This is a genomic window from Actinoallomurus purpureus, assembly GCF_024055795.1.
GTDB lineage: Bacteria > Actinomycetota > Actinomycetes > Streptosporangiales > Streptosporangiaceae > Actinoallomurus > Actinoallomurus purpureus.
Genome location: NZ_JAMXMY010000001.1, coordinates 874,305 through 898,242 on the forward strand (window position 1 = coordinate 874,305; position 23,938 = coordinate 898,242).

Annotated in this window: 22 protein-coding genes and 1 pseudogene; 11 read left to right on the forward strand and 12 right to left on the reverse strand. The window is 71.3% G+C overall.

Going from position 1 to position 23,938, the window contains the following annotated elements:
* Nucleotides 1-4 precede the first annotated feature (4 nt).
* Genes NE236_RS04115 through NE236_RS04125 form a run of 3 tightly spaced genes read right to left on the reverse strand, consistent with a single transcriptional unit; the run spans nt 5 to nt 3,348 of the window.
* Nucleotides 5-955 carry a carbohydrate ABC transporter permease gene (locus NE236_RS04115; RefSeq protein ID WP_252840418.1) on the reverse strand — a complete coding sequence of 317 codons (951 nt, stop codon included), beginning with the start codon at nt 953-955 and terminating at the stop codon, nt 5-7.
* The gene (locus NE236_RS04120; protein WP_252840419.1) at nt 952-1,884 is read right to left on the reverse strand and encodes a carbohydrate ABC transporter permease; all 933 of its coding nucleotides are present in this window, start codon (nt 1,882-1,884) and stop codon (nt 952-954) included. Before NE236_RS04120 ends, NE236_RS04115 begins: the two co-directional genes overlap by 4 nt.
* On the reverse strand, nt 1,885-3,348 hold the full coding sequence (locus NE236_RS04125; RefSeq protein ID WP_252840420.1) for an extracellular solute-binding protein: 1,464 nt from the start codon (nt 3,346-3,348) through the stop codon (nt 1,885-1,887).
* Nucleotides 3,349-3,546: 198 nt separating this feature from the next.
* On the opposite strand from NE236_RS04125, the gene NE236_RS04130 reads away from it, so the two are divergent.
* On the forward strand, nt 3,547-4,548 hold the full coding sequence (locus NE236_RS04130) for a zinc-dependent alcohol dehydrogenase family protein (RefSeq protein ID WP_252840421.1): 1,002 nt from the start codon (nt 3,547-3,549) through the stop codon (nt 4,546-4,548).
* A gap of 2 nt (nt 4,549-4,550) precedes the next feature.
* On the opposite strand, the gene NE236_RS04135 is transcribed toward NE236_RS04130, so the two are convergent.
* Both NE236_RS04135 and NE236_RS04140 read right to left on the reverse strand, forming a co-directional pair.
* The gene (locus NE236_RS04135) at nt 4,551-5,279 is read right to left on the reverse strand and encodes an MIP/aquaporin family protein (RefSeq protein ID WP_252840422.1); all 729 of its coding nucleotides are present in this window, start codon (nt 5,277-5,279) and stop codon (nt 4,551-4,553) included.
* A 365-nt stretch (nt 5,280-5,644) separates the two neighbouring features.
* Nucleotides 5,645-6,424, reverse strand: a complete 780-nt coding sequence (locus NE236_RS04140; protein ID WP_252840423.1) for a hypothetical protein — start codon at nt 6,422-6,424, stop codon at nt 5,645-5,647.
* Between the two features lie 128 nt (nt 6,425-6,552).
* Between NE236_RS04140 and NE236_RS04145 the strand changes: the two genes are divergently transcribed.
* Genes NE236_RS04145 through NE236_RS04155 form a run of 3 tightly spaced genes read left to right on the forward strand, consistent with a single transcriptional unit; the run spans nt 6,553 to nt 9,454 of the window.
* Nucleotides 6,553-7,557, forward strand: a complete 1,005-nt coding sequence (locus NE236_RS04145; RefSeq protein ID WP_252840424.1) for an AAA family ATPase — start codon at nt 6,553-6,555, stop codon at nt 7,555-7,557.
* The gene (locus tag NE236_RS04150; protein WP_252840425.1) at nt 7,554-8,510 is read left to right on the forward strand and encodes a DUF58 domain-containing protein; all 957 of its coding nucleotides are present in this window, start codon (nt 7,554-7,556) and stop codon (nt 8,508-8,510) included. The genes NE236_RS04145 and NE236_RS04150 overlap by 4 nt, the downstream gene beginning before the upstream one ends.
* Nucleotides 8,507-9,454: a VWA domain-containing protein gene (locus tag NE236_RS04155; protein WP_252840426.1), complete on the forward strand. Its 948-nt coding sequence runs from the start codon at nt 8,507-8,509 to the stop codon at nt 9,452-9,454. The genes NE236_RS04150 and NE236_RS04155 overlap by 4 nt, the downstream gene beginning before the upstream one ends.
* Before the next feature lie 21 nt (nt 9,455-9,475).
* Here NE236_RS04155 and NE236_RS04160 read toward each other — a convergent pair whose 3' ends face one another.
* Nucleotides 9,476-9,928, reverse strand: coding sequence for a hypothetical protein (locus tag NE236_RS04160; RefSeq protein ID WP_252840427.1), 453 nt, complete (start codon nt 9,926-9,928; stop codon nt 9,476-9,478).
* 99 nt (nt 9,929-10,027) lie between these two features.
* Here NE236_RS04160 and NE236_RS04165 point away from each other — a divergent pair, with 99 nt between their 5' ends.
* Together NE236_RS04165 and NE236_RS04170 are read left to right on the forward strand one after the other, a co-directional pair.
* Nucleotides 10,028-10,633, forward strand: a complete 606-nt coding sequence (locus NE236_RS04165) for a class I SAM-dependent methyltransferase (protein WP_252840428.1) — start codon at nt 10,028-10,030, stop codon at nt 10,631-10,633.
* Entirely contained in the window at nt 10,630-11,169 is a 540-nt protein-coding gene (locus NE236_RS04170; RefSeq protein ID WP_372494229.1) for a TrmH family RNA methyltransferase, read from the forward strand. The genes NE236_RS04165 and NE236_RS04170 overlap by 4 nt, the downstream gene beginning before the upstream one ends.
* Before the next feature lie 64 nt (nt 11,170-11,233).
* Here NE236_RS04170 and NE236_RS04175 read toward each other — a convergent pair whose 3' ends face one another.
* From NE236_RS04175 to NE236_RS04190, 4 genes are all read right to left on the reverse strand, one after another.
* The gene (locus NE236_RS04175; RefSeq protein WP_252840429.1) at nt 11,234-11,383 is read right to left on the reverse strand and encodes a hypothetical protein; all 150 of its coding nucleotides are present in this window, start codon (nt 11,381-11,383) and stop codon (nt 11,234-11,236) included.
* A 57-nt stretch (nt 11,384-11,440) separates the two neighbouring features.
* Nucleotides 11,441-12,406: a MerR family transcriptional regulator gene (locus NE236_RS04180; protein ID WP_252840430.1), complete on the reverse strand. Its 966-nt coding sequence runs from the start codon at nt 12,404-12,406 to the stop codon at nt 11,441-11,443.
* A 33-nt stretch (nt 12,407-12,439) separates the two neighbouring features.
* Entirely contained in the window at nt 12,440-13,234 is a 795-nt protein-coding gene (locus NE236_RS04185; protein ID WP_252840431.1) for an alpha/beta fold hydrolase, read from the reverse strand.
* A 381-nt stretch (nt 13,235-13,615) separates the two neighbouring features.
* Nucleotides 13,616-13,828 (reverse strand): EF-hand domain-containing protein, encoded by a 213-nt coding sequence (locus tag NE236_RS04190; protein WP_252840432.1) that lies wholly within the window; start codon nt 13,826-13,828, stop codon nt 13,616-13,618.
* A 240-nt stretch (nt 13,829-14,068) separates the two neighbouring features.
* Here NE236_RS04190 and NE236_RS04195 point away from each other — a divergent pair, with 240 nt between their 5' ends.
* The 5 genes and pseudogenes from NE236_RS04195 to NE236_RS44950 form a co-directional block, all read left to right on the forward strand.
* Nucleotides 14,069-14,860, forward strand: a complete 792-nt coding sequence (locus tag NE236_RS04195) for a glycerophosphodiester phosphodiesterase family protein (protein ID WP_252840433.1) — start codon at nt 14,069-14,071, stop codon at nt 14,858-14,860.
* 34 nt (nt 14,861-14,894) lie between these two features.
* Nucleotides 14,895-16,256, forward strand: coding sequence for an MFS transporter (locus NE236_RS04200; protein WP_252840434.1), 1,362 nt, complete (start codon nt 14,895-14,897; stop codon nt 16,254-16,256).
* Between the two features lie 161 nt (nt 16,257-16,417).
* Nucleotides 16,418-17,191: a hypothetical protein gene (locus tag NE236_RS04205; protein WP_252840435.1), complete on the forward strand. Its 774-nt coding sequence runs from the start codon at nt 16,418-16,420 to the stop codon at nt 17,189-17,191.
* Nucleotides 17,192-17,242: 51 nt separating this feature from the next.
* Nucleotides 17,243-21,451 carry a CHAT domain-containing protein gene (locus NE236_RS44305; RefSeq protein ID WP_252840436.1) on the forward strand — a complete coding sequence of 1,403 codons (4,209 nt, stop codon included), beginning with the start codon at nt 17,243-17,245 and terminating at the stop codon, nt 21,449-21,451.
* 137 nt (nt 21,452-21,588) lie between these two features.
* A pseudogene (locus NE236_RS44950) lies at nt 21,589-21,729 on the forward strand (Scr1 family TA system antitoxin-like transcriptional regulator); the annotation flags it as partial.
* 127 nt (nt 21,730-21,856) lie between these two features.
* Here the strand turns inward: NE236_RS44950 and NE236_RS04220 are convergent.
* Together NE236_RS04220 and NE236_RS04225 are read right to left on the reverse strand one after the other, a co-directional pair.
* Nucleotides 21,857-22,312, reverse strand: coding sequence for a hypothetical protein (locus tag NE236_RS04220; protein WP_252840437.1), 456 nt, complete (start codon nt 22,310-22,312; stop codon nt 21,857-21,859).
* 9 nt (nt 22,313-22,321) lie between these two features.
* A complete protein-coding gene (locus NE236_RS04225) occupies nt 22,322-23,752 on the reverse strand; it encodes an RNA-guided endonuclease InsQ/TnpB family protein (RefSeq protein WP_252840438.1) in 1,431 nt (476 codons plus the stop codon).
* Between the last annotated feature and the right edge of the window lie 186 nt (nt 23,753-23,938).

A 23,938-nucleotide genomic window follows, 5' to 3' on the forward strand; every position in this document is an offset into this window, starting at 1 on the left:
GCTCCTACTCTCCGGTGACCGCCCCGAGGGTGAGCCCGGTGACCAGCCAGCGGCGGACGGCCAGCCCGGCGAGCATCATCGGCAGGACCACGATCGTGCCGATGGCGGTGAGCTGACCCCAGTCGATGCCCGTCTGCGTGACCAGCTGGGACGCGGCGATGGGCAGTGTCTGGGAGTTGGGCCCGGAGAAGACCACCGCGAACGCGTAGTCGTTCCAGGCGAAGACCAGGCACAGCACGAAGGTGGTGACCAGCCCGGACTTGGTGAGGGGAAGGATGACGGTGCGGAACGCCTGCCAGCGGGTGCAGCCGGCGACCAGCGCGGACTCCTCCAGGGACGGGGGCACGTCGGCGAAGAACGCGCTCATCAGCCAGATCGCGAACGGCAGGTTGAAGGTCAGGTAGGCCAGCACGAGGCCGGGGATCGAGTCGATCAGGCCGAGCCCGCGGAAGATGAGGAAGAGCGGGACCACGACCGCCGCGATGGGCGCCATGCGGGTGGAGATGATCCAGAAGGCCAGGTGCCGCTTCCCGCGCATCGGGGTGCGCGCCAGGCCGTATCCGGCGAGCGCGCCGAGGCAGACCGCGAGCGACGCGGAGATCCCGGCGGCGAGCACACTGTGCCAGATGTAGGGCGTGAGGTTGTTCGAGCCGGTGAACAGGTTGCGGTAGTTCTGCCCGGTCGGCGGGAACAGCACCTGGGGTGTGGCCGCGGTGACGTCCTTGCGGTTCTTGAACGACGACAGCAGCATCCACAGCAGGGGGACCAGCGTCCACGCCAGCGCCACGAGGAGGACGACCCGCACTCCCCACCGGGAGCGGCGGCTGCTGGCCTCCAGCGGTGACTGCGGCACGCCGGGCGGGGCGGCCGTGATCGCCTGCCCGTTCTTCAGCACGACCCGGCCGGGGCCGTCGCGCCGGTGTGTGAACGGATGTGGCGTGGTCGGAGTGCTCATCGGGTCAACCCCCTGGTGTCCAGGAGCCGGACGAACATGCGGGCGATGAAGATGGAGAACGCGAGCATCGCCAGGCCGATCGCGGCGGCGTAGCCGAGGTCGAAGAACCGGAACGCGGTCTCGTACAACCGGATAGGGACGATCTTGGTGGCGTCCGCCGGTCCGCCGTTGGTGGTGACCCAGATGATGTCGAAGTAGCGGATGGCGTCCATGGAGCGGATGAGCAGCGCCACGAGCAGAACGTTGGAGATCGCCGGGAGGATGATGTACCGGAACGTCATCCACCAGGACGCGCCGTCGACGGCGGCGGCCTCCCGCACCGTTTGCGGCACGCTGGACAGCCCGGCGAGGGTGATCAGGGCGATCAGCGGGGTCCACTCCCACACGTCCATCAGGACGACGGCGGCGAAGGCGCTGGTGGGGTCGCCGAGGACGTCGCCGCTGAACCCGAGGGAGCGCAGGATCCACGCGTACAGCCCGAAGGTCGAGTCGGTGAGGTAGCGGCCCAGCAGCCCGACGATCGAGGGCGCGGCGAACATCGGCAGCAGCACCAGGCTGAGCAGGATGTTGCGGCCGCGCAGCACACGCTGCAGGCACAGGGCGATAGCCACCCCCAGGATCATCTCCAGCCCGACGGTCAGGACGAAATAGACGACCGTGCGCAGCCAGGACATCCACATGTCGGTGTCGGTGAAGAACCGCGCCCAGTTCCTGAGGGCGGCCGGTTCGAGGCGTACCCCGCCCAGCAGCCGGACCCGGGAGAAGCTCATCGCGATCAGGGCGAGGAACGGAACGATCGACAGCGCGGCCAGCACGATCAGGCCGGGTGTCATCATCTTGCCCTCGAAGCCGATGTGCGGCCTCCGGGCGGCGGTCTCGGGCCGGGTGGGCCGGTGCAGGACCGGTGAGGTGTCCGCGACGTGCGCCATCTACGCCACCCACCCTCGCGCCACGATGCGGTCGATCCGTTTCTTGGTCGAACGCATGGCCTCCTCCGGTGACGCCTCCCCGGTCAGCATCCGGGACAGCTGGGTGAAGATCGCGGTGTCGCACTCGTTCCACATCGGGATCTTCGGCCGCAGGCCGATGCGGTCGGGCAGCCAGGCCTGCGTCACCGCAGAGGCGGTGAGCATGTTCGGCATCGACGACGGCCGTTTCTCCGCCGCGCGGACCTCCGGCAGCCGGTAGACGGACGTACGGGTGGGGGTGCCCCCGCCGGCCTTGCTCTTCAGGTCGGCGAGCTGGGTGGCGGGCGCGGTCGCCCACACGATGAACAGCCAGGCCGCGCCGCGCTCGTGCGGCCGGGTGTTGGCGTTGATGGCCACGCCCGTGCCGCCGTACATGTTGGCGGTGCCGGCCGGGCCCTTCGGCAGCGGCGCGTAGTCGACCTTGCCGGGGATGACCTGCTCGTTGGTGGCCGCGTACTCGTGCCAGTTCGGGCACATCGCCAGGCGGCCGGCGCGCATCGCGGCGCCCAGGCCGTCCCAGTCCCACGTCCGGGAGGCCGGGTCGGCGATACCGAGCAGACGGTCGTAGAAGCGTGCGGCGGCGATCGCGGCGGGCGAGTCCAGCCGGCACGGGCCGGGGTCCTGCGCGCCCAGGCGGCCGACCTTTTTGCCGTTGTCGAAGTAGTCGCCGCCGTAGGACCACAGCACGTTGCTGAAGTCGTTCATCAGGGAGTCGTGCTGGCGGGCCTGGTGCCCGGTGCCGTACGCGACGTCGGACCTGGCGTTCTTGTTGAACCACTCGGCGATCTTGAAGTACTCCTCCCACGTGCGGTCGCCGCCCGGCGTGGGGTCGAACCCGAGGTCGTGCGCCATGCGGCCGTGGTACTTGGCGAACAGGTCGCGCCGGTACTGCCAGATCATCGTCGGCGCGTCGTAGGGCAGGGTGTAGATCGCGTGCGGGTCGACGAACCGGCCGGCGGCGTCCAGCTGGGTGGGGATGAAGTCCCCGACTCCCCCGGGTACCTTCGGCAGGTTCGGGTCGGCCTGCATCGTGCGCAGGTCCACCAGCCCTTTCCGGTACGGCGCGAGGATCTGGTACGGGTCGGCGTAGATCACCTGGTACTCCGCGCCGCCGGAGGCCAGGTCCAGGGCGACCCGCTGGGCCACCGCGTTCAGCTCCAGCGTGACGATCTTGATGTTGATGCCGGTCAGGTCGGTGAACGGGCGGACGTTCGCGGCGATCGCCGCGGTGGGCGCGGTGTTCTCGGAGATGAAGTTCAACGTGGCGCCCGCGAACTGCCGCCACGGGTCGCCGCTCCGGGCCCGGCGGACGTCGCCCTGCGCGCCGCAGGCACTCAGGGCCGCGGCCGCGGTCAGCGAGGCTCCGGCGGCCAGGGCACCGCGAAGGACCTCACGCCTACTCGGCCGGGATGAATCGCCGTCCACTGCTCCTCCCGACGATGCAGAAAAAAGCAGACGGAATATCATCCATTAAACGTTGCCATAAACGTACGAGCTATATCTTCTAGTGAGATCTACACATTTTTGGCTTTGTCATTGCCCGGTGTTCCGCCTCGCCGATCTCCGGTTGTTCCCGCACGTCACGAGGGGTTAGCGTGGAAATCCACGCTTTAGGAGCCCGTCATGCGTGCGGCCGTCATTTCCACACCCGGTTCGCTGTCCGTGCAGACCGTGAAGGACCCGGAGCCCGGGCCCGGTCAGATCGTGGTCGCCCCGCGGGCCGTGGGGGTCTGCGGAACCGACCTGCACATCCTCGACGGAGAGTTCCCGCCGACGCCGTACCCGATCATCCCGGGACACGAGTTCTCCGGTGAGGTGGTCGCCCTCGGCCCCGGCGTGACCGGCGTGGCGGCGGGCGACCGGGTGGCCGTCGACCCGTCGCTGTTCTGCGGCCACTGCGTGTACTGCCGGCGGCAGCGCGGCAACCTGTGCCTCAACTGGAACGCGATCGGCGACACCGTGAACGGCGCGTTCGCCGAGTACGTCGCGGTACCGGCCGCCAACGCGTACCCGCTCCCCGGCGGGATGTCCTACGCGGCGGGCGCGCTGGTCGAGCCGCTCGCCTGCGTCGTGCACGGGCTGCGCCGGCTGGCCATCCCCCCGGGCGGCGAGGTGCTGATCATCGGGGCCGGCACCATCGGTCTCCTGCTCGCCCAGGCGGCCGCCCGCAGCGGCGCCGCCCGGGTGAGCATGGTCGACACCGACCCGGCCCGGCTGGAGCGGGCCGCCAAGCTCGGCGCGGACGTCGTGGCCACCGGCGTCGAGGAGGTGCTGGCCGGCCGCGGCATCGGCTTCGAGCACGTCATCGACGCGACCGGCGTACCGGCCGCGACCCAGGCCGCCCTGCCGGCCCTGTGCCGGGGCGGCACCCTGCTCGTGTTCGGCGTGAGCCCCGCGGAGGCACGGCTGCCGATCTCGCCGTTCCAGGTCTACAACGACGAGATCAGCGTGATCGGCTCCATGGCGGTGCTGCACACCTTCGAGCCGGCGCTGCGGCTGATGGCCTCCGGCGCCATCACCGCGGAAGACCTCATCACGCACCAGGTGCCGCTCGAACGCGCCACCGAGGCGTTCGGAGTGGTACGCGACCGGACCGGCCTCAAGGCACAGGTCACGCGCGGCTGACCTCAGAAGACCAGGCGGGCCACACCGGCCGCGGCCAGCGCGCCCAGGATCGGCCCGACCACGGGAATCCAGGAATACGCCCAGTCCGAGGAGCCCTTGTTCGGGATCGGCAGGAACGCGTGGGCGATCCGCGGCCCCAGATCCCGGGCCGGGTTGATGGCATAGCCGGTCGGCCCGCCCAGGGACAGGCCGATGCCGACGACGAGCAGGGACACCAGCAGCACGCCCAACCCCGTCGCGGCGATCTTCGCGACCGGGCCCTGCAGCAGGCCGGTCGCCAGGATGAAGAACACCAGCACGAACGTGGCGATGATCTCGGTCACGAGGTTCTGCAGGTAGTTGCGGATCTGCGGGATCGTCGAGAAGACCGCCAGGGTCGGTTCCTCCGCCTCCCTGAAGTGCCCCAGGTAGGACAGCCAGACCAGCACCGCGCCGACGATGGCGCCCAGGATCTGCGCCACGATCCGTACCGGCACCTCACCCCAGATCTGCCCCCCGTAGACGGCGATGCCGAGCGTGACCGCCGGGTTGATGTGACCACCGGACAGGTTCAGGGCGGAGTACGCGCCGGCCAGGACACCGAACCCCCATCCGAACGTGATGACGATCCAGCCGCCCGCGAACGCCTTGGAGCGGGGCAGCAGCACGGCGGCCACCACGCCGTCCCCCATCAGAATCAAGATCGCGGTGCCGATGAACTCCCCGGCGAAGATCGCCGCGTTCCCGTGCATAGCGAGGCTCCGTTCCGCGCACGCCGCCCATGTGGCGCGTCCGTCTCCGCCACGTCACCCCACCGGCGCACGCCCGCCCGACAAGAACAGCAATGCCCGCAATCACGCCGCTGAAGATCCGGCCCGCCGGACCCTTACCAGCGCTTTACCGGCCCTCGCCCCGCCCATCGCCCGCCCAGCCCGAGCCGCACCTGTGGAAAACCGCAGATCAACCCCGCCGGCAAAGAACCCCATCCCAGGACGTTCGGCACCGGAAGCTGGGGACAACCCTGTGGACGGCCACCCGTCACCGCGAATCCGTCACCAGCCGCACCCCCAGCCCGACCAGCACCACTCCGGGCACCTGCTCCAGCCGCCGGCCCCGCTCACCCGCCGCCGCGCGCGGAACCCAGCAGCCCCGCCGGATTACCGCTGTCCTGCCCACCGCCGGTGGGCGTCGGCTGCGGCGTCCGCGTCGAGGAGCGGCCCGGCGACGGCGACGGCCGCGACGACGTCATCGTCGGCGACGGCTCCGGACTGGCCGGCGTCGAACTCGGCGTCTCCATCGGTACCGGCGGTGTCGGCTGCGACGGCTCACACGAGAACAACAGGAACACCAGCAGGGCCAGCAACGCCAGCAGCGCCGCCAGCGACAGCACCGCCGCGGCCAGCCCCTTCGAATCACCCACCGCCGCACCGGAGACCGGCGGCCCCTCGACGCCCACCGCCGGGCCATCCGGACCCGACACCCAGTGCGCCTGGAACTGCGGGCCCCGCCGATACCGGCCCGTCCACCCCCGCTGCGGAAGCACCGGCTCCAAGAACCGCTCCGCGCCCGGACGCCCCTCCTCGTACGTCGTCGCCACCCACGGCGCGCCGCCCTCGGTCAGCGCCGCCACCACCGGCGCCGGCTCACCCGGACCGGGCTCCGGCAGCACCCGCGGCACCGGATCCGGCGGAGGCGTCTCCCGCGCGATCGCCGCACGGAACCGGTCCCGCGCCGCCGCGTCACCGGCCGCCGCCGTCGTCAGCAACGCCACCGTCACCGGCCGGCCCCCCGGATCGGTACCCAGATACACGATGCCGGCGACGGACTCGCGCAACCGGGCCTCCAGCCGGAACGGCCCCAGCTCACCGGGATCGCCGACCTGTAGCGGCTCGGGCATCCACACCCCTCCCCCCGGCTCCAGCCTGTCGCGCGCGACACCCTAACAGCTAGGGGATCAGACGACTTTTCCCCTGAATCGCATAGGGTCGTGCACGTCGGAGCACGACCCCTGACCCGAGGGACCAGATGACGATCGCCACAGGAGACATCGACGAGGCGGCCGCCCTGCTGCAGCAGAGCGTGACGGAGGTCAAAAAGGTCATCGTCGGCCAGGAGCACATGGTCGAGCGCATGGTCATCGCCCTGCTCGCCCGCGGCCACTGCCTCCTCGAGGGAGTCCCCGGCGTCGCCAAGACCCTCGCCGTCGGCACCCTCGCCACCGTCGTCGGAGGATCCTTCGCCCGCCTGCAGTTCACCCCCGACCTCGTCCCCTCCGACATCGTCGGCACCCGCATCTTCCACCCCTCCACCGAGCAGTTCGACGTCGAGCTCGGCCCCGTCTTCGTCAACTTCGTCCTCGCCGACGAGATCAACCGTGCCCCCGCCAAAGTCCAGTCCGCGCTGCTGGAGGTCATGGCCGAACGCCAGGTCTCCCTCGCCGGGCGCACCCACCCCCTGCCCAGGCCGTTCCTCGTCATCGCCACCCAGAACCCCATCGAGTCCGAAGGCGTCTACCCCCTCCCCGAAGCGCAGCGCGACCGGTTCCTGATGAAGGTCAACGTCGCCTACCCCGGCGCCAGCGAGGAGATGCAGATCCTTCAGCGGATGAGCGTCGACCCGCCCGACGCCACCCGGATCCTCGACCCCGACAGCCTCATCGCCCTGCAACGCGCCGCCGACGAGGTCGCCGTCCACGAACTCGTCGCCGACTACATCGTCCGGCTCGTCATGGCCACCCGCGAACCCGAGCAGTACCGCCTGCCCGACCTCAAAGGTGTCATCGAGATCGGCGCCAGCCCCCGCGCCACCCTCGGCCTCGTCGCCTCCGCGCGCGCCCTGGCCCTGCTGCGCGGCCGTGACTATGTCCTGCCCGACGACGTCCGCGCCGTCGCCGTCGACGTGATGTCCCACCGGATCCTGCTGTCGTTCGACCCGGTCGCCGACGGCGTCGACCCCGTCACCATCGTCGAGCGGATCCTGGCGACCGTCCCGCCCCCGCGGGTCGTCTGGAACCACCAGCACGCCTCATGACCCGATCGTCGAAACTCGCCCGGCTCGCCCCTGAGCGGTCCCTCAAGCGGCTGGAGCTGAAGGTCACCCGCCGCCTCGACGGGCTGCTGCACGGCGAGCACCTCGGCCTGCTACCCGGGCCCGGCAGCGACCTCGCCGAAGCCCGCCTCTACCAGCCCGGTGAGGACGACGTCCGCCACATGGACTGGTCCGTCACCGCCCGCACCACCGTCCCGCACGTCCGCGACCTGATCGCCGACCACGAGCTGGAGACCTGGGCGCTGGTCGACATGTCCCCCAGCATGGACTTCGGCACCGCGCGGATGGAGAAACGCGACCTGGCCGTCGCCGCCCTCGCCGCCGTCGGATTCCTCACCACCCGTCTCGGAGACCGCCTCGGCGCCTACGTCGTGCACGGCGGGCAAATACGCCGCTGGCCCGCCCGTACCGGCCGCGCCGCCACCTACGCGCTGCTGCAGGGGCTGCTGGACGTCCCCCGCGGCACCGGCGGCACCCGCGGCCCGTCCCTGGCCGACGCCATCTCCGGCCTGGCCCGCAGCCAGACCAAACGGGGCCTGCGCGTGGTCATCTCCGACTTCCTCGACGGGCGGGAGACCCCCGGCGGGGAACTGCCATGGGAACGCCCCCTGCGGCGCCTCGCCGTCCGCAACCAGGTGATCGCCGTCGAGATCATCGACCCCAGGGAACTCGACCTTCCCGACGTCGGGCCGGTGATGATGACCGACCCGGAGACCGGCGACACCCGCGAGATCATCCTGTCGGCGAAGGTCCGCGCCGCGTACGCCGCCGCCGCGGCAGCCCAGCGGGCCCGGACCCGCGAGGCGATCCGCGGCAGCGGGGTGCCCCACCTCGTGCTGCGCACCGACCGTGACTGGATCACCGACGTCGCCCGGTTCGCGTTGCAGCAGCGCCGCGTCGCCGGCCGTCCGCAGCCGCGAGGAGGCCGCCCATGACCTTCCTGTCTCCCGGCCGTCTGTGGCTGCTGGCCCTCGTCCCCCTGCTGATCGGCGCGTACCTGCTCATGCAGGCCCGCCGCCGGCAGGCCGCGGTGCGGTTCACGAACCTGGCGCTGCTGGCCCAGGTCGCCCCCCGCCGCCCCGGATGGCGCCGGCACCTGGCCGCGACCCTGTTCCTGCTGTCGATCATCTTGATGACCGTCGGTTTCGCCCGGCCCGCCAAGCCCGTCAAGGTGCCGCGCGAGCGCGCCACCATCATCGTGGCCATCGACGTGTCCCTGTCGATGAAGGCCACCGACGTGTCCCCCACCCGGCTGGACGCCGCGAAGACCGCCGCCAAGAAGTTCGTGCAGGACCTGCCGATCCGCTTCAACGTCGGCCTGGTCAGCTTCTCCGGCAGCGCCTCGGCCGTGGTCGCCCCCACCTTCGACCGTGAGGCGGTCGGCCACGCCATCGACGGGCTGCAGCTCGGCAAGGGCACCGCGATCGGGGAGGCGGTGTTCACCTCCCTGCAGTCGATCCGCTCCTTCGACGCCCGCGCCAACCAGGACCCGCCGCCCTCGCACATCGTCCTGTTGTCCGACGGCGACAACCAGAGCGGCCGGTCGGTCACCGAGGCCGCCAGCGCGGCCCGCGCCGCGAAGGTGCCGGTGTCGACGATCGCGTTCGGCACCCCGTACGGCACCGTCGACATCGACGGGGAGACGGTCCCGGTGCAGGTCAACAAGACCACGCTGAGGAACCTGGCGCACGACACCACCGGCAAGGCCTACGAGGCCCAGGCGGGCGGTGAGCTGTCGGAGGTGTACCGGCACATCGGCAGCTCGCTGGGGTTCCGCATCGAACGCCAGGAGGCGGCCTCGCAGTACATCTTCGTCGCGCTGCTGCTGGCCCTGGCGGCCGGTGGCCTGTCGCTGGTGTGGTTCCAGCGGCTCCCGTGACGCAGACCTCCCGGCGCGGGTTCAGCCGCGCCGGGAGGCCGGGCGCAGCCCGCGCGCGACGTACCCGATGATCCCCAGCAGGACCAGCACGCCGAAACCGTCCGACAGGCCCTCCCACAGGCTGCCGAACAGGCCCTGCGCGCTGAGGAACAGGTAGCTCGCGAACACCGTGACCGCCGTGCCCGCCGCCGGGACCCAGGCGTACGACCACGGGTGCTGCTGCGCCCACGCCCGCGCGCGATGATGGCCTCCGCGCAGCAGCGCGCCGCCGGCCCCGATCAGGAAGAACACCGACAGGCCGAGGGCCAGCGGGTCGGCCAGGCTGAGGTCCCATCCGAAGACGCGCATCGCGAAGTCGGCCAGGCCCACCGCCGCGCCCCCGGCGAGTGCGGCCACCCAGGGCCCCTCCGAGGCCGCCGACATGGCGATCCAGGTCGCCTCCGAACGGCGCGGTACATCCGGTTGATGCGTCATATCGCGATGATGCGCCGCGCCGGCGGGGAATGCCATCCGGGATCCCCCCGAGCCGCCCCTGAGGCGACCCCGAGCCGAACGCTGGTACGGTCAGCCGACGTGGGAGAGCACTATTTCGCGCGACAGCCGCAGACCGACAGCAGACCGGGCACCGTCGACCTCGTCCTGCCCGATCTTCACCTGCGGCTCGCCACCGACCGGGGGATGTTCTCCCCCGACCGCGTCGACCTGGGTACCCGTGTGCTGCTGGAGACCGTCCCCCCTCCCCCACCCGACGGGGACCTGCTCGACCTGGGCTGCGGGTACGGCCCCATCGCCCTGACGATGGCCAGCCGATCGCCGCAGGCGATCGTGTGGGGCGTGGACGTTAACGAGCGTGCCCTGACCGTCGCGGAGCGAAATGCCCAAACCGCCGGCCTTGACAATGTAAGGTTCGGTTTGGCGGACCGGATCGACCCCGCGCTGAGGTTCGCCGCGATCTGGTCCAATCCGCCGATCCGCATCGGCAAGCAGGCCCTGCACGCCCTCCTGCAGACGTGGCTGGCCCGGCTGGCCCCCGGCGGCCGCGCCCACCTGGTCGTGCAGAAGAACCTCGGCTCCGACTCCCTGCAACGCTGGCTGAACGACCAGGGCCACCCCGCCGAGCGCCTCGCCTCCCGCGCCGGATACCGCGTCCTGGCCGTAGACCCGAAGGACCCATCGTGAACACCGACGCGCGCAGGCAACTGCGCCCCACCGACGTCAAGCGCCTCAACCGGACCTGGCGGCGGCGCACCGAGGACCGCCTCGGGCTGCTCGTCGAGTCGGTGACCCAGCCGTTCAACATCGGCTCGATCACCCGGTCCGCGGCGGCGTTCGGCGTCGACCGGATGTGGCTGGCCGGCAACGCCACTCCCCTGACCCATCCCAACGCCCGCAAGACCGCGCTGGGCACCGAACGGCTCGTTCCCTGGGAGCCCGCCGTCCCGGTCGCCGACGCCGTACGCACCGCCCACGAGAACGGCTACCGGATCGTGGCGATCGAGCTGACCGGCGACGCGGTCCCCCTGCACGAGGCGCCGCTGGACGGCGACGTCTGCCTGGCGGTCGGCGGCGAGGACCACGGCTGCTCCCCCGCCCTGCTCGCCGCCGCGGACGCGGTCGCCTACATCCCCCAGATCGGGCGGGTCGGGTCCCTCAACGTCGCGGTCGCCACCGCCATCGCCCTGGCCGAGGTCCGCCGCCGCGAGTGGGCCCGCTGAGGGGCTCACGCCACGCGCGTGCGAGCACCGTCACCGAGGTGCCGGACCCTGCGGCCGGACGAGGTCATCGAGGGGCTGGACACGGCCCGGCCGACGGCGCGTCCAGGTGCCGCTGGAGGAAGCGGGCCTGATGCCACAAGAGGTTCTCGGTGACGGCCGCCGTCCCGATGGCCTTGTGGCCGGCACCGGGCAGGAGCAGAGAGACCGTCACCATGCCGACACGCTGCCATGGCACGCGGGTTCGCCGTCGCCAGGTGACCAAGGCCGGCCGTCAACGCCGACGGCTGTCCTGTTTCTCGCCGGCAGCCTCCAGCGCCCTGAGGAACCATCGGGCCGGCGGCACCGCATCGGGTTTCGGGGGCCCGTCGTTGATCACGGCCAGGAGCCTCCAGTACCGCGAGACCCGCGCGTCGGCGCCGACACGGACCCGCTCGGCCAGCCAGACACGGAACACCGCGTCGTCGTCACGGCGGTGAGCGTCGGCGAAGGCGGCGACGACCTGGTCGACGACGGCCCGCGCCCGCGCGCTCGTGGGACGGACGCCTTCGGCGAGTGCCGCGCCGGCCAGGTCGAGGACCGCCCGCTCGGCCCTCCGCCAGCTCTCCGGATCACCCTGGTCGGCACCGGAGACACGGTCGGCGGCGTGCCGTTCGAAAGCCGCGCGGACGCCGGCCCGGAAGTCCGGATCGCTGACGAGGTAGGCGAGCTCGACCCATGCCTCGACCTGCGCCACCGTCGGGTCGTCCGGCGGATCGGGCAGCGTCGAGCGCAGCTGCGCGGCGAAGACGGGATCCATCTCCAGCCCACGGGTGGCCTCGCCGATGAGGTCAGTGACCATCCGGCGACGCTGCCCGGCGGACAGGCCCGCGAGCCGGCCCGCCCGGGCGACCTCGGCGGGATCCGAGCCGCGGGAGGCGGCATGGCGCAGCACGGCCTGGCGCACGCGCAGCGCCTGGATCTGCGTCTCCAGCGCGGCGGCCTGCCGGTCCGCGACCTGCGCCAGGCTCTGCGCCCCGGTGAGCACGCGGGCGACCGTGGCGAGATCGACGCCGAGCTCGCGAAGGGTCCGGACGAGTTCGAGGCGGGACAGTGCCTCATCGTCATAGAGGCGATATCCGCCGGGCGACCGGCCGACCGGCGGCACCAGCCCCTCATCGGAGTAGTACCGGATCGTCGGCACCGGCAACCCGCTGAGCCTGGCCACCCGGCCGATCGTGTAGAGGCCCTCGTCGTCCATGCCGCCCAGCCTGACCGATCGCCCCGCTCCGCGTCACCAGCCCGCGGCGGGGCTGAGCCGCCGCAGGATCAGGTCGGCGACCGGACCGGGGGCCTCCAGCTGCACGTAATGGTCGGTCGCCACGTCCACCACCGACAGCAGCGGTGTCGTCGCGGCGACCTCCGCCAGCTCACGCGCGAATCCGCGCCGGTAGGCCTCGAACGCCTCCCTGACCTCTGGTGGCAGCATCTCCTCGGTGCCCAGGCCCGTCGACTGGACCACCACCAGCGGGCAGCGCGTCGCGCGGTAGGTGGCGAGCAGGTCCAGGGCGCCCAGCTCGGCCACCAGCCGGGCCAGCGCGGGATCGGCGGCCCGGCGCACCTCGGCGTCGAGGAATTCGCGCATCGTCTGCTCCGCGGCCTGCGTGGCGTCCGGGTCAAGGTCGAACGGGCCGGTGGGGTTGGTGTGCCCGTCCAGGTTCACCGCCAGCGGGCACTCCGGGTGCCGCGCCGCCCACACGGCCGCCACGATCCCGCCGAGGGAATGCCCCACCAGGGCAGGGCGATCCAGGCCGAGATGATCGATGACCGCGGCGAGGTCATCGATCGCGTCCTGCCAGGACCACAAGGCAGGCCCGGAGCGCCCGTGGCCGCGCAGATCGACGGTGACGGCCCGGACTCCGGCATCCGCGAGCAGCGGTGTCACCAGCCGCCAATCATCCATGGTCCGTCCGCCGCCGTGCAGCAGGACGACCGCGTCGCCGCCTCCCCCGTGATCCCGGACGGCGATGTCGACGCCGCCGCTGGACACGACGTGATCCGACCATGACGAGGTAACAGCGTCGGACATGAAGACTCCTCGATTCCCGGCATTGATGAACCGCGACCGACTATGGAGCCTCAAGTCCCTTGAGACTCAACCCGACGAGGCCTCGACCAGGCTCGCCGGCCTGTGGCACGGCCCATCCGCGCGCCGCCACGGGTGGTGCCCCCGACGCCGCCGCTGTCAGCGGGAAGGGCGGCGGGCATGTGGCTCCGGGGAGGCGGCGCGGCGTACGACGACGACCGCGCCCCGTCCGCCGGCCGGCGTGGAAAGGGCCGTGCGCACGTCGTGCGCACGGCCCGATGTCCTCACCGCTCACGCCTCCCGGCCCCGGCCGGCGGGCATCGCCGCTCACCCGTCCGTACGGTGCCGCCCGCCGGCCGGGCCGGGCGGATCGCCGGGAGCCGGTCAGGCCTGGGACATGTACGCGGAGAACTCCTCGAGCGAGATCTCTCCATCGCCGTCGGAGTCCATCCGGCGGACGACCTCGGCCGCCGTCTCGTCGGTGACCTCCTCCCCCAGGGCCTTCATCAGCTGCTTCAACTCCGGCGCGGAGACGCGCCCGTCCTTGTTCACATCGACGATCTCGAATGTCGCCGCGTAGGCGCTGGTGTCCGGCACGATCACGAGCCTTCCCGCTTGGAAGTACGACGGCTCCCCTGAGCCACGACCGGACACACAACTTAGTGGAAGAGATGCCCGACTTGTGGCGGATCGCCGGTCGACGGATTCCGTACCGGTGGATTCGCGTTCTGGTCTGGCGGATAGGTCATAATCGATCAAGCCCCCGCCTTTACGCAGTAAGGTAACTACTGTGGAAGGCGGAGCAGCTTCAGCCGCCCGACTCCGACAGGTGCATCCGTGTACGCATACCTCGACCACCCCGGCCCCATCCCCTTCGCCCACCGCGGCGGATCCGCCGACGGCCGCGAGAACTCCATGGCGGCCTTCGAACGCGCGGTCGGCCTGGGCTACCGCTACCTGGAGACCGACGTCCGCGCCACCGCCGACGGCGCCCTGGTCGCCTTCCACGACGCGACCCTCGACCGGGTCACCGACCGCACCGGCCAGGTCGCCCGGCTCACCTTCGCCGAGGTCGCCAAGGCGCGGATCGCCGGCCGGGAGCCGATCCCCCGTCTGGAGGAGATCCTCACCGCCTGGCCCGAGGTGCGCCTCAACATCGACGTCAAGGCCGAGAACGCCATCGGCCCGCTCACCGAGGTCCTGCACCAGGCCCGCGCCTGGGACCGGGTGTGCGTCACCTCCTTCTCCTACCGGCGGCTCAGGCACGTACGCGCCCGCATGCGCCTGCTGTCCGGCCGCGACGTGTGCACGGCCCTGAGCCCGCTGGGCGTGGCCACGCTGCGCGCCCGGTCCGTGGGCGGGCCGCTGGCCCGGCTGGTGCGCCTGGCCGAGCTCGGCGTGCCGTGTGCCCAGGTCCCCCAGCGCGTCGGGCGCACCCCGCTGGTGACCGAGGCGTTCCTGGGGACCGCGCACTCGCTCGGACTGCAGGTGCACGTCTGGACGGTCAACGAGCCCGCGGACATGGAACGCCTGCTCGACCTCGGCGTTGATGGCATCATCACCGATGACATCGAGGCCCTGCGCGACGTCATGACCGCCCGCGCGCTGTGGGCCGCGGCCACCGCGTGAGGCCGGACACCCCCCGGGCGGCCGAGGAGGACGCGTGGGTCTGGCGCCCGTCGGCACCCCCGCCGAGACGACCACCGAGAACCGCCGGCGTGAGCGGCGCGGCTGGTACTTCTACGACTGGGCGAACTCCGCCTTCGACACCACGGTGGTGTCGGTCTTCCTCGGCCCGTACCTGAGCAACGTGGCCAAGGCCGCCGCGGACGCGCACGGCTACGTGCACCCGCTCGGCATGGACCTGCGGGCCAAGGCGATCTTCCCGTTCGCGGTGACCGTCTCGGTGATCGCACAGGTGCTCGTGCTTCCCCTGGTCGGCGCGCTGGCCGACCACACGGGGCGCAAACGGGAACTGCTCGGGGCGTTCGCCTACCTCGGCGCGTTCGCGACCATGGGGCTGTACTTCGTCGCCGGCGGCCGCTACCTGCTCGGCGCCGGCCTGTTCATCGTGGCCAACATCGCGCTCGGTGCCTCGTTCGCCGTCTACAACTCGTTCCTGCCCGACATCGCCGCGCCGGATGAGCGCGACGCCGTGTCCTCGCGCGGCTGGGGTCTGGGATACCTCGGCGGTGGCCTCCTTCTCGTCCTGGACCTGACGCTGTTCCTCCTGCACGACCGCTTCGGGCTCACCGAGTCGACGGCCGTGCGCGTCAGCCTGGCCTCGGCCGGGATGTGGTGGGCGGCCTTCACCGTGATCCCGATGCGCGCACTGCGCAACCGGCACCGCGCGCGTTCGGGCGAGTCGGCCTTCGGCGCGGTCCGCGCCGGTTTCGGCCAGCTGTACGGCACGCTCCGCGACCTGCGCAACCGGCCCGTCACCCTGCTGTTCCTCTTCGCGTTCCTCGTCTACAACGACGGCGTCCAGACGGTCATCGCGATGTCGGCGACGTTCGCGACCGAAGAACTCGCGCTCGGCCAGACCGCGGTGATCGCGGCGGTGCTCCTGGTGCAGTTCGTCGCGTTCGGCGGCGCGCTGCTGCTCGGGCGGCTCGCCGAGCGGTACGGCACCAAACGGATCGTGCTGGCCTCGCTGGTCGTCTGGACCCTCATCGTGCTGGCCGCCTACGCGCTGCGGCGCGGCTCCGCCGCCGAGTTCTTCGTCATGGCCGCCGGCATCGGCATGGTGCTGGGCGGTATCCAGGCGCTGTCCCGGTCGCTGTTCTCCCATCTGATCCCCCGGGACCGCGAGGCGGAGTACTTCGGGTTCTATGGGATCAGCGACAAGGGGACGAGCTGGCTCGGCCCGTTCGTGTTCGCCCTGGCGTTGCAGTTGACCGACAGCTACCGCAGCGCGATCGCGTCACTGGTGATCTTCTTCGTCGTCGGTTTCGGACTGCTGCTCGCCGTGGACGTCCGCCGTGGCGTCCGTGAGGCCGGCAATCCCCTCCCCCACCGGCTCTGAGGGGCGTCGGAAGAACCCAGGTGCCACACGCGCCGCACGGGGGTCGGTGAACAGGCGCTGATCTGTTTCATCCCAGATGGCCGATAGCGGCGCGGCCACAAGCCGCATACGGCGATCAGCCCTACGTTACGATCGGCTCTCGCTCTTCGGCGCTGGGGGCAATGATGCAGGCCATCCACAAGCACTACACCCGCGAGTTGTACAAGCAGTTCCACTACTTCGCCACGTGGATGCCCCACCTTGTGCTGGCGCTCGGGGACGTGGGTGTGTTGCGGGAACACCGCTTCGACCGGATGACCTCGCTCGCCGAACTCGGAGTGGACTTCACCACGCTCGACCGCGGCGGGCGCGCCGAGTACAGCTACTCCTCCACCGGAAAGGTCGACATCTCGCTCGACGGTGAGATGTCGGTTCCGTTGCTGCCCGGCGGCGAGCCGCCGTTGATGCTCACGGTCACCTTCAGCGGCGCGCACGCGACCTACTTCCGGGCGGCACAGTGCCGATCCGAGGCGATCAGCGATCTTCCGTCGTTGGAGAAGGCGCTGATCGGGTTGCGGCAGGCGGGTGCGTGGCGGCTGGAGTACGTCGTGGTGACCGAGCTGGTGCGCACCGGCCCTGCGGTGATCCTGGTCGCTGATCAGGCCGGTGCACGGGCGAATCTCCGGGTCACGGCGGAGTCACTGCCGGTACCGGCTCCCGTGGGCGGTGCGGCGGCCCTGAATGGGTCCGTGACCTCGGGGCTCGCCGCCAGCGTGATCGCTGCGGAGGGCGACGTGACGCCGCTCTTCCGCGTTGCGAAGCTGCGCAGGACGCTCGGCGGCAGGCCCAGGATCAACGTGCGGCGGCCGAGGGGGGCTTCGTCGGCGCCGCGCGAGGTCTGGGATTTCGCGGCCGTCTCGTGGGAGGAATTCGCGGAGGGCTCGGAGGATCCCTGAACGGTCGGGTGAACGAAGCGCCGGCTCTCACCGACCTTGACAGGGGGTCTCGTGCCTCGGAGCATGCCGCCTCTCGGCGAGAACGCCCGCCGTCTTCTCGCCGTCGTCGACCGTATGCCCGTACGCGTGCCGGAGCGCGACCGCGTCGTGACGGCGCTGGAAATGGTCGCGACTGAGGAGTGGCTCCGGGTCAGGATCGCGCTCGTGGACGAGCAGGTGCGCGCGTTGAGCCGGCCGGCACTGTCCTTCACCCCCGATGACCTGGCGCACGTCCTGGAGGTCGCCGCCACCGTCGCGTACGTCTACGGGTTCGAATCCGTCGGTACCGGGCACGTGGCGGTCGCCCTGGCGGCGACCAGCCGGGGGGCGGCGGGGGCCATCGACATCATGGCTGAGGCGTTCGGGCTGGGCACCCTGGAGAACTCCACGGACATCGTTGCCCAGCACCTGGCGCTGAAGGAGACGGCCCGAACCGAATCACGCGAGGAGCCCGGCGAGGAGAGGACCGGCGCCGGGCAGGCGGGTGGCGAGCGAGCAGATGAGGAGCGTGAGGGCCAGCGGGCACGGGAGGAGGAACCGGGCGAGGAAGAGGTGATCTATGGCGAGAGCCTCACTGGCCGTCGCTGGCATCGGGCGGCCACGATCGCCCATCTGGGGCTGCGGGCCGCGGCCTTCTGCGTCCTGCTGGTGATCGCGGCGCGCGGCGGTGACGCTTGGATGTGGCCGGTGGCCTTTGCGGCGCTGATCTCGACGCGCGATTCGCGGGAGCCCGGACTTCCGCTGGGCGATGAAGTCTCTCCGCTCCAGCCGTCGGCGCGCTGGCCGTGGCTGGGCTGCCTTGCCGTGGTCGCCGGCGCGCTCGGGATGCGGGCGGCGGCTGCGGTGATCGTCGTGGAGTTCCTGCTGCTGGAGGCCGTGTCCTGCGTCGGCGTCCGCATGGTGTCCCGCTGGATATGGATACAGGGCGGCGCGGTGATCCGGGTGGGGCGGCATGTCTCCGGTCTGCTCTCCGTCGTGGACGCGTATGCGACGCGCAGGCGATGCCGCCATCTCGCCGCCGTCGTGTTTCTCGCGGTGGTCCCGGCGGCCGCCGTCGCCGTCGCGATGTCGCCTCTGTGGCCGCTGTACCTCATGGCCGGGGTCTTCGCCGCGCGCCGATGGACGGTGCTCGCCCTCGTCACGTCGGTCGTCGCGACCGTGTCGCCGGCCGGATCGGCATGGTCGCTGCTGTCGGCCTGGGCCGGTGGTCTGCTGGCGCGTGCGGTGATCGCCTGGTACGACAGGCCGCCGTCGGCCATCGTTCCGGTGCCCGCTCCTCGGCCGACCGCGGTATTGAGGCGGCTTGGGCGCGCGTACGCGCGTGCCCACCGGCTGGTACGGATCGGGCGTCCGGCGGCCGCTCTGCGGTGGCTCGACGGTGCCCGCGACGCGGCGGACCCCAGGCTCGTGACCCTGCGCGCCTGGGCCCTGTTGCAGTGCGGGCGCCCCGGAGAGGCCAAGAGCGTCATAGGGGGTGCGTCGGACGCCGACGACCGGATCCGCGCGATGATCACCTGTCTCGCCGAGCTGGAGCTGTCGAACGCCGACGCGGCCGACCGGGCTTTGACGGAGTTCGGCGGCGTGGATGAGGACATGCCCGAGATCCTGTACCAGGTCGCGCTCGTCGCCCGTATCCGGCTCACCCTGCTGAACGCCGGCTCCGACCAGCTCACCGAGGCCATCGCCAGTGGGGTGCCACGGCGGATCCGGCGTGCCGAACTGCTTTTCGCCGTGACGTTGCTGCGGCTGGCCGCCGAGAGCGCGCTACCGGCCGCGCCCGCGCTCTCCTCCCTGCTGGCCGGCGCCGGTGCGCTGCTGAGCGCGCCGGAGCTGCACCGGGCGCCGCAGGCCTTCTTCGATCCGCTCGACCGGCGACGGCCGCTGGCGCTGGAGAACACGCGCTGCCTCGCTCAGGGGGCCCTGGCCGAGTTGTACGAGAACGGCTCCGATACCGAGACGGTGGCCCGGCTCCACGCCGGAGAGGGCATCACCGGGTATCTGATGCGGATGGATCGCCCGGTCGAGGCCGCCGGCATCCTCAACGCCCTCGCCGACCGGTTGAGCGGCGAGCCCGGATACCGGCTCGCCGTCGTCCTCAGCCGGATCGAGGCTCTCGCGATGCTGAACGCGACCCGGCACCAGCTCAGCGAGGCCGAGGACCGGCGGCGCTGGTGGCGCGTCTACGGCCATACGATCGAACAGGCGATGCGGGACGCGGCGGCCGGGAGCGACTGGGAGACCCTCCTCGAACTGATCGAGTCGGCGCGGCTTCAGCTGGGCCCGCACAAGGACAGCAGCGCGTTCGACGCCTCGCGGGCCGTCGCGCCGTTCATCCAGGTACGCGGTGCCTCGCGCATGGAACAGGCGCACTGGTACCGGCCGGGCGAACGGCCGCCCGCCTATGCCTTGGAGGACATCGCCGGCGTCGTCCTGGGACCTGATACCTGGTGGTGGAGCACCTGGTCGACCGGTACCGAGCTGTTCTGGGCACTGATGCCGCCGGACGCGCCCGTCTCGGGTGGCGTACTGCCGATGGGCCACGGTAGCGAGTTGCACGGCGCGCTGTCCGACCTGCGGGACGCGCTGCCGGTCCCCCACCCCGGGGAGGACACGAATGCCTTTGAGGACCGCGTGCTGCGCAGTCCGCTCCTCGCCGGGCCGGCGGCGGCGGAGACCGCACTCGCCCGGCGGCTCGGGAGGCTGCTGCCGGCACCCCTGGTCGACGCCCTGCTGCGAACGCGTGAGCCGCTGCCGCTCGCCTTCGCCCCCGCGGCCGAACTCGCGAACGTGCCGTGGGCGTGCGTCGGTATTCCCACCGAGGCTCCGGGCGACCTACGTCTCGTCGAGCGGTGTGTCCCGGTGATCGCTCCCCCGGCGGGCCTGCTCGCCACGATCGCCGCCCGCCCGCGGAACGCCGGCGCCGCACCGCTGGCCCTCGCGGTGATCGACCCGGGCGGTGACCTGGGTGGGGCGGCCGCGGAGGAACCACTGTCCACTGCGCGTCGGCTACTCGACGTCCTGCCTCCCGCTGTGGAGATCATCAGCCCTGACGACGACGTCTCGGTGGCGGATTTCGCCGCTCGGCTGAGTGCGCTGGGCGACACGACCAGCGCCGTCTTCGCCTGCCACACCGAGGACGACGGCGATTCCCCGTCGAGCTGCGGTCTCGTGCTCAGGCCGAGGATTTTGGGCGGCAGGCCGTGCGCGGCCAGGCCCAGGCTGCTCACGGCCGACCTGCTCATCGGCGACCCTGGCCGCTTCGCGATGCCGAAACAGGTCCTGCTCCTCGCCTGTGAAACGGCCGACCTGCGCAACGCGGTGGCCGGCGAGTGGCTGGTCCTGGGACCGGCGATGCTGTGGGCCGGGGCCGATCGGGCGATCGTCACGAGCTTCCCCGTCATCGATACCGCCGAGGGCCATGACCGGGGCGATGTCATCGACCGCCACCTTGTGCGCCTGCTGGTCGAGCGGCGACCGCTCGCCGCGGGCCTGCGCGCCGTACAGCTGGAGCAACTGGCCCGCTGGCGTGACACGCGCCACCACGGGCATGACACGGGGCCGCCGGGCGCTCCGGTGCACTGGGGCGGGCATCTGGCCATGGGTGCGTTCGCCGACCCCCGGCCGTTGCCCGCACCACGACCGGCCCGCCGGCAACTCGTGCACCGCAGTGTTCCCGGGCTGCTCGATGACGCGGCACGACGCGCCGCCCAGGCCGGCCGTTCCGTCATCGCCTCCCGCGACCTGCTCCTCTGGCTCGCTCTTCACGGCTTCGAGGAGGACTTGCCGCCGTGGCGCCGGATGCTCATCCATGCCGTCGCCTATCCGTTCGCCGTGGTACCGGCGGTGTTCCGGCGCCGTCCGGGCTCCGCCGCACTCACCCGTGCCGCTCCCGGGCCGCAGGTCCAAGAGCTGCTCCGCTCCGCGTACGACGCCGCCCGCCTGGCACGGCACCGCGTCATCGACGTCGAGCACCTCCTGGTCGCGGTGCTCGGTGCGCGGGGGCCGGCGGGCCGGATCGCGCGGGCGCTGTGCGGGTGGGACGCCCGGCAGCCGGAGGTGATCAAGGCGATACTCGGCGACACGCAGCACGGCTACCAGCACACCGGCCTGCCTGCCCTTCGATACCTCGATCCGGCTGCCATCGCAGACGTCTACGCCGCCCTCGAAGCACCGGTGCCCGACGATGAGGACGACGAACTGCGCCTGCTGAGCGATCGGTGAGAGCCGGCGCGGATACGACACCTTCGCGGAAGGGGGTTCCCCGACAGCCGATGACGCCATCACGGGAACGGCCCGGCGATTCCGGCCGGACCAGGTGATGGCCCAGTCGGAATCCGACGGTATCGGTCCTGCACCGCGACATCGAGGCGACCGCCTCAACGATCCGGATCTTCGAGGCGGTGGTCATCCCTGGCTTGCTCCAGACACCGGAGTACACCCACGAGCGGCCTGCCACCCCACCCTCCGTCCCCGACACGAACCGCGACCGGTGGCCTTGACGCCCGCCCAGGGCCAGCGCTAGCGGGATTCGCGCCCTCACGGATCGACGCCTGACCGCGAACGACCAAGGGCAGAACCGCGCGCCCTACCGGGCGAACCTTCGGGCCGGTAGGGCGCTTCGGACGGTCAGGGCATCGGCTGGTCCCAAAGGATCTCCACCTTCTTGGGGTGGTCCCGATCGGCCAAGCAGGCATAACCGGTCCGGCCCACACCGATGCCTCCGGAGAGCGAAGACACCGCGCCGGTACTGTCAGACACGTAAGGGGCTTCACCAGGAATCCGCACCCGCACTCGGAAACGGTAGACGTGGGTGTCGTTGATCCGGGCGATCTCGCGCCCCCCGCCAATGATCTCGACGACGCAGTTCACCGCGCGGGCGCGGTCGACGTGGCTTGTGAGGTCATGGTCCACTGAAACGAGCAGCGAGATTATCCAGCCGCATCCCAGAGCGGCGAGCAGGAAGATCACACCGCCAACGACCACGCCGGGCTTGCGATCGCGCACCCCGCCCACGAGGCCGAACAGCCCGAAAGCGCCCAGCACGAGCACGACGAGGCCGATGACGACGATGATGACGATCACCAGGTCACACTAGTGCCGCGTCAACGAACGTTGGCCGTGTTTGACCGTCGTTGGTTGATCCTCGCCTGAGAGACGAGCGACTCCCCATGGGGGTGGGGCGGGCCGCGGCCGGCCAATGGACCCTGCGAGGGCGCCGTGATGGGGGCGTCGTCTGGGGTCACGCCGGGCCGGTCCGGTACCGGGGAGGTGCCGTCCGGCTCGACGGTGCGTGATCACCACCGGAAACAGGTTCTTGGTGGTGATGGGTCCGCCCGGCCTGCGCCGGGCGATGTTGGCGCCGCCGACGAGGTCGCGGTGCCCGCTGAAACCACAATGCATGCAAGTGAAGAGGCGGCCGGCGGGTTTGGGAACCCGCCGGCCGCAGGCCGGGCAGGTCGAGGAGGTCCCGCGCTCATCGACCAGCATGACGCGGATCCCGGCCTGTTCGGCCTTGTCTTTGAGGCAGCGGAGCAGGTAGCCGACCCGCCAGGCCCGGACGCGCTGGTTGTGCCGCCGCCCAGCCTTAAGATCCAGCACGCCGCGCGGGTCACCGACCACCAGCGTCCCGATCCGGCGCTTTACGGCCCAGCCGATGACGGTCTTGGCGGCCTCATGCTGGGCCTGCTTGACACGGCGCTTGTGCCGGGCTTCGATTTTGCGTTGCCGGGCCCGGTGTTTACGCCACCGCCGCGACCCGGCCTGACCCGGCTTCGGCGCCCGCTGAGCGACGGCACGGCGGCGGTGTTTGGTGTCTTTGAGGTGCAGATGCGTTTCGGCGCGTATCGCCCGCCCCGACACGATGAGCCCTTCCGCGCCCGGTCCGGCCACCGCGAACGGATGAATCACCCCCGGATCCACCCCCGCCACCCGGCCCGGATCCGGCTCACATCCCGGCTCATAGGTCGCGACGGGGACCTCGGCGGTCACCTCCACGAACAACCGACGACCCTCATTGAGGAGAGTAACCGACCGGACCTGTTCCACCGGGTAGGGCAGCTCCCGGTCCAGGCGCACCCACAACGGCGCGCACCCGCGCCCGACCGGGAGCCGTAACCGCTGACCATCAAGGACGAAAGTGCCGTGGTAGTACCGCACCGGCACCAAACCGCGCTTGCGCCGAGGGAACCGCGCCAAGGAATCACCGCCGGCGCGACGCTTCGCGGCGGCGAACCACGCATCGCTGTAGCGGCGCAGCACCGACCGCGCCCCGGTGGTGTCCAGCTCACCGAACGTGCCCGGCCCGGCCGCCGACAACTCCCGGCACAGCTCCTGATACGACGCCAGCGGCCGAAGGCCGCGGTGGCGCTGCCACCGGTTCATATCCAGCACGCACGCCCACACGTCCCCGGCCGAGGCCAGCAACCCGAAACACCGCTCCCGCTGGGCGGCTGTCACGCGCAAGCCGACCCGAGCGGTGCGCAGCACCACCAGGGGAGCATCCGGATCACTACGTCGAGGCACGAGGCGATTACAGCAGGTGCCTACGACAGAACAGACCCCCGCAGCCAGACCACGCTCTGAACCGCCCGGAACGGGTTTGCCGCCGAAGCCCGATTACACGGCCAACGTTAGTTGACGCAGCACTAGCGATCGCTCATCGCGGTTGATCTACTGCGCTCCCCGCCTGATTCATGCAGACTCAACAGA

Excerpts from the sequence above, each read along its gene's own strand:
- NE236_RS04130 (WP_252840421.1), top strand. The coding sequence starts at position 3,547 with ATGCGTGCGGCCGTCATTTCCACACCCGGTTCGCTGTCCGTGCAGACC.
- NE236_RS04135 (WP_252840422.1), bottom strand. The coding sequence starts at position 5,279 with ATGCACGGGAACGCGGCGATCTTCGCCGGGGAGTTCATCGGCACCGCG.
- NE236_RS04115 (WP_252840418.1), bottom strand. The coding sequence starts at position 955 with ATGAGCACTCCGACCACGCCACATCCGTTCACACACCGGCGCGACGGC.
- NE236_RS04205 (WP_252840435.1), top strand. The coding sequence starts at position 16,418 with ATGATGCAGGCCATCCACAAGCACTACACCCGCGAGTTGTACAAGCAG.
- NE236_RS04160 (WP_252840427.1), bottom strand. The coding sequence starts at position 9,928 with ATGACGCATCAACCGGATGTACCGCGCCGTTCGGAGGCGACCTGGATC.
- NE236_RS04185 (WP_252840431.1), bottom strand. The coding sequence starts at position 13,234 with ATGTCCGACGCTGTTACCTCGTCATGGTCGGATCACGTCGTGTCCAGC.
- NE236_RS04140 (WP_252840423.1), bottom strand. The coding sequence starts at position 6,424 with ATGCCCGAGCCGCTACAGGTCGGCGATCCCGGTGAGCTGGGGCCGTTC.
- NE236_RS04150 (WP_252840425.1), top strand. The coding sequence starts at position 7,554 with ATGACCCGATCGTCGAAACTCGCCCGGCTCGCCCCTGAGCGGTCCCTC.
- NE236_RS04145 (WP_252840424.1), top strand. The coding sequence starts at position 6,553 with ATGACGATCGCCACAGGAGACATCGACGAGGCGGCCGCCCTGCTGCAG.
- NE236_RS04180 (WP_252840430.1), bottom strand. The coding sequence starts at position 12,406 with ATGGACGACGAGGGCCTCTACACGATCGGCCGGGTGGCCAGGCTCAGC.
- NE236_RS04155 (WP_252840426.1), top strand. The coding sequence starts at position 8,507 with ATGACCTTCCTGTCTCCCGGCCGTCTGTGGCTGCTGGCCCTCGTCCCC.
- NE236_RS04120 (WP_252840419.1), bottom strand. The coding sequence starts at position 1,884 with ATGGCGCACGTCGCGGACACCTCACCGGTCCTGCACCGGCCCACCCGG.
- NE236_RS04175 (WP_252840429.1), bottom strand. The coding sequence starts at position 11,383 with ATGGTGACGGTCTCTCTGCTCCTGCCCGGTGCCGGCCACAAGGCCATC.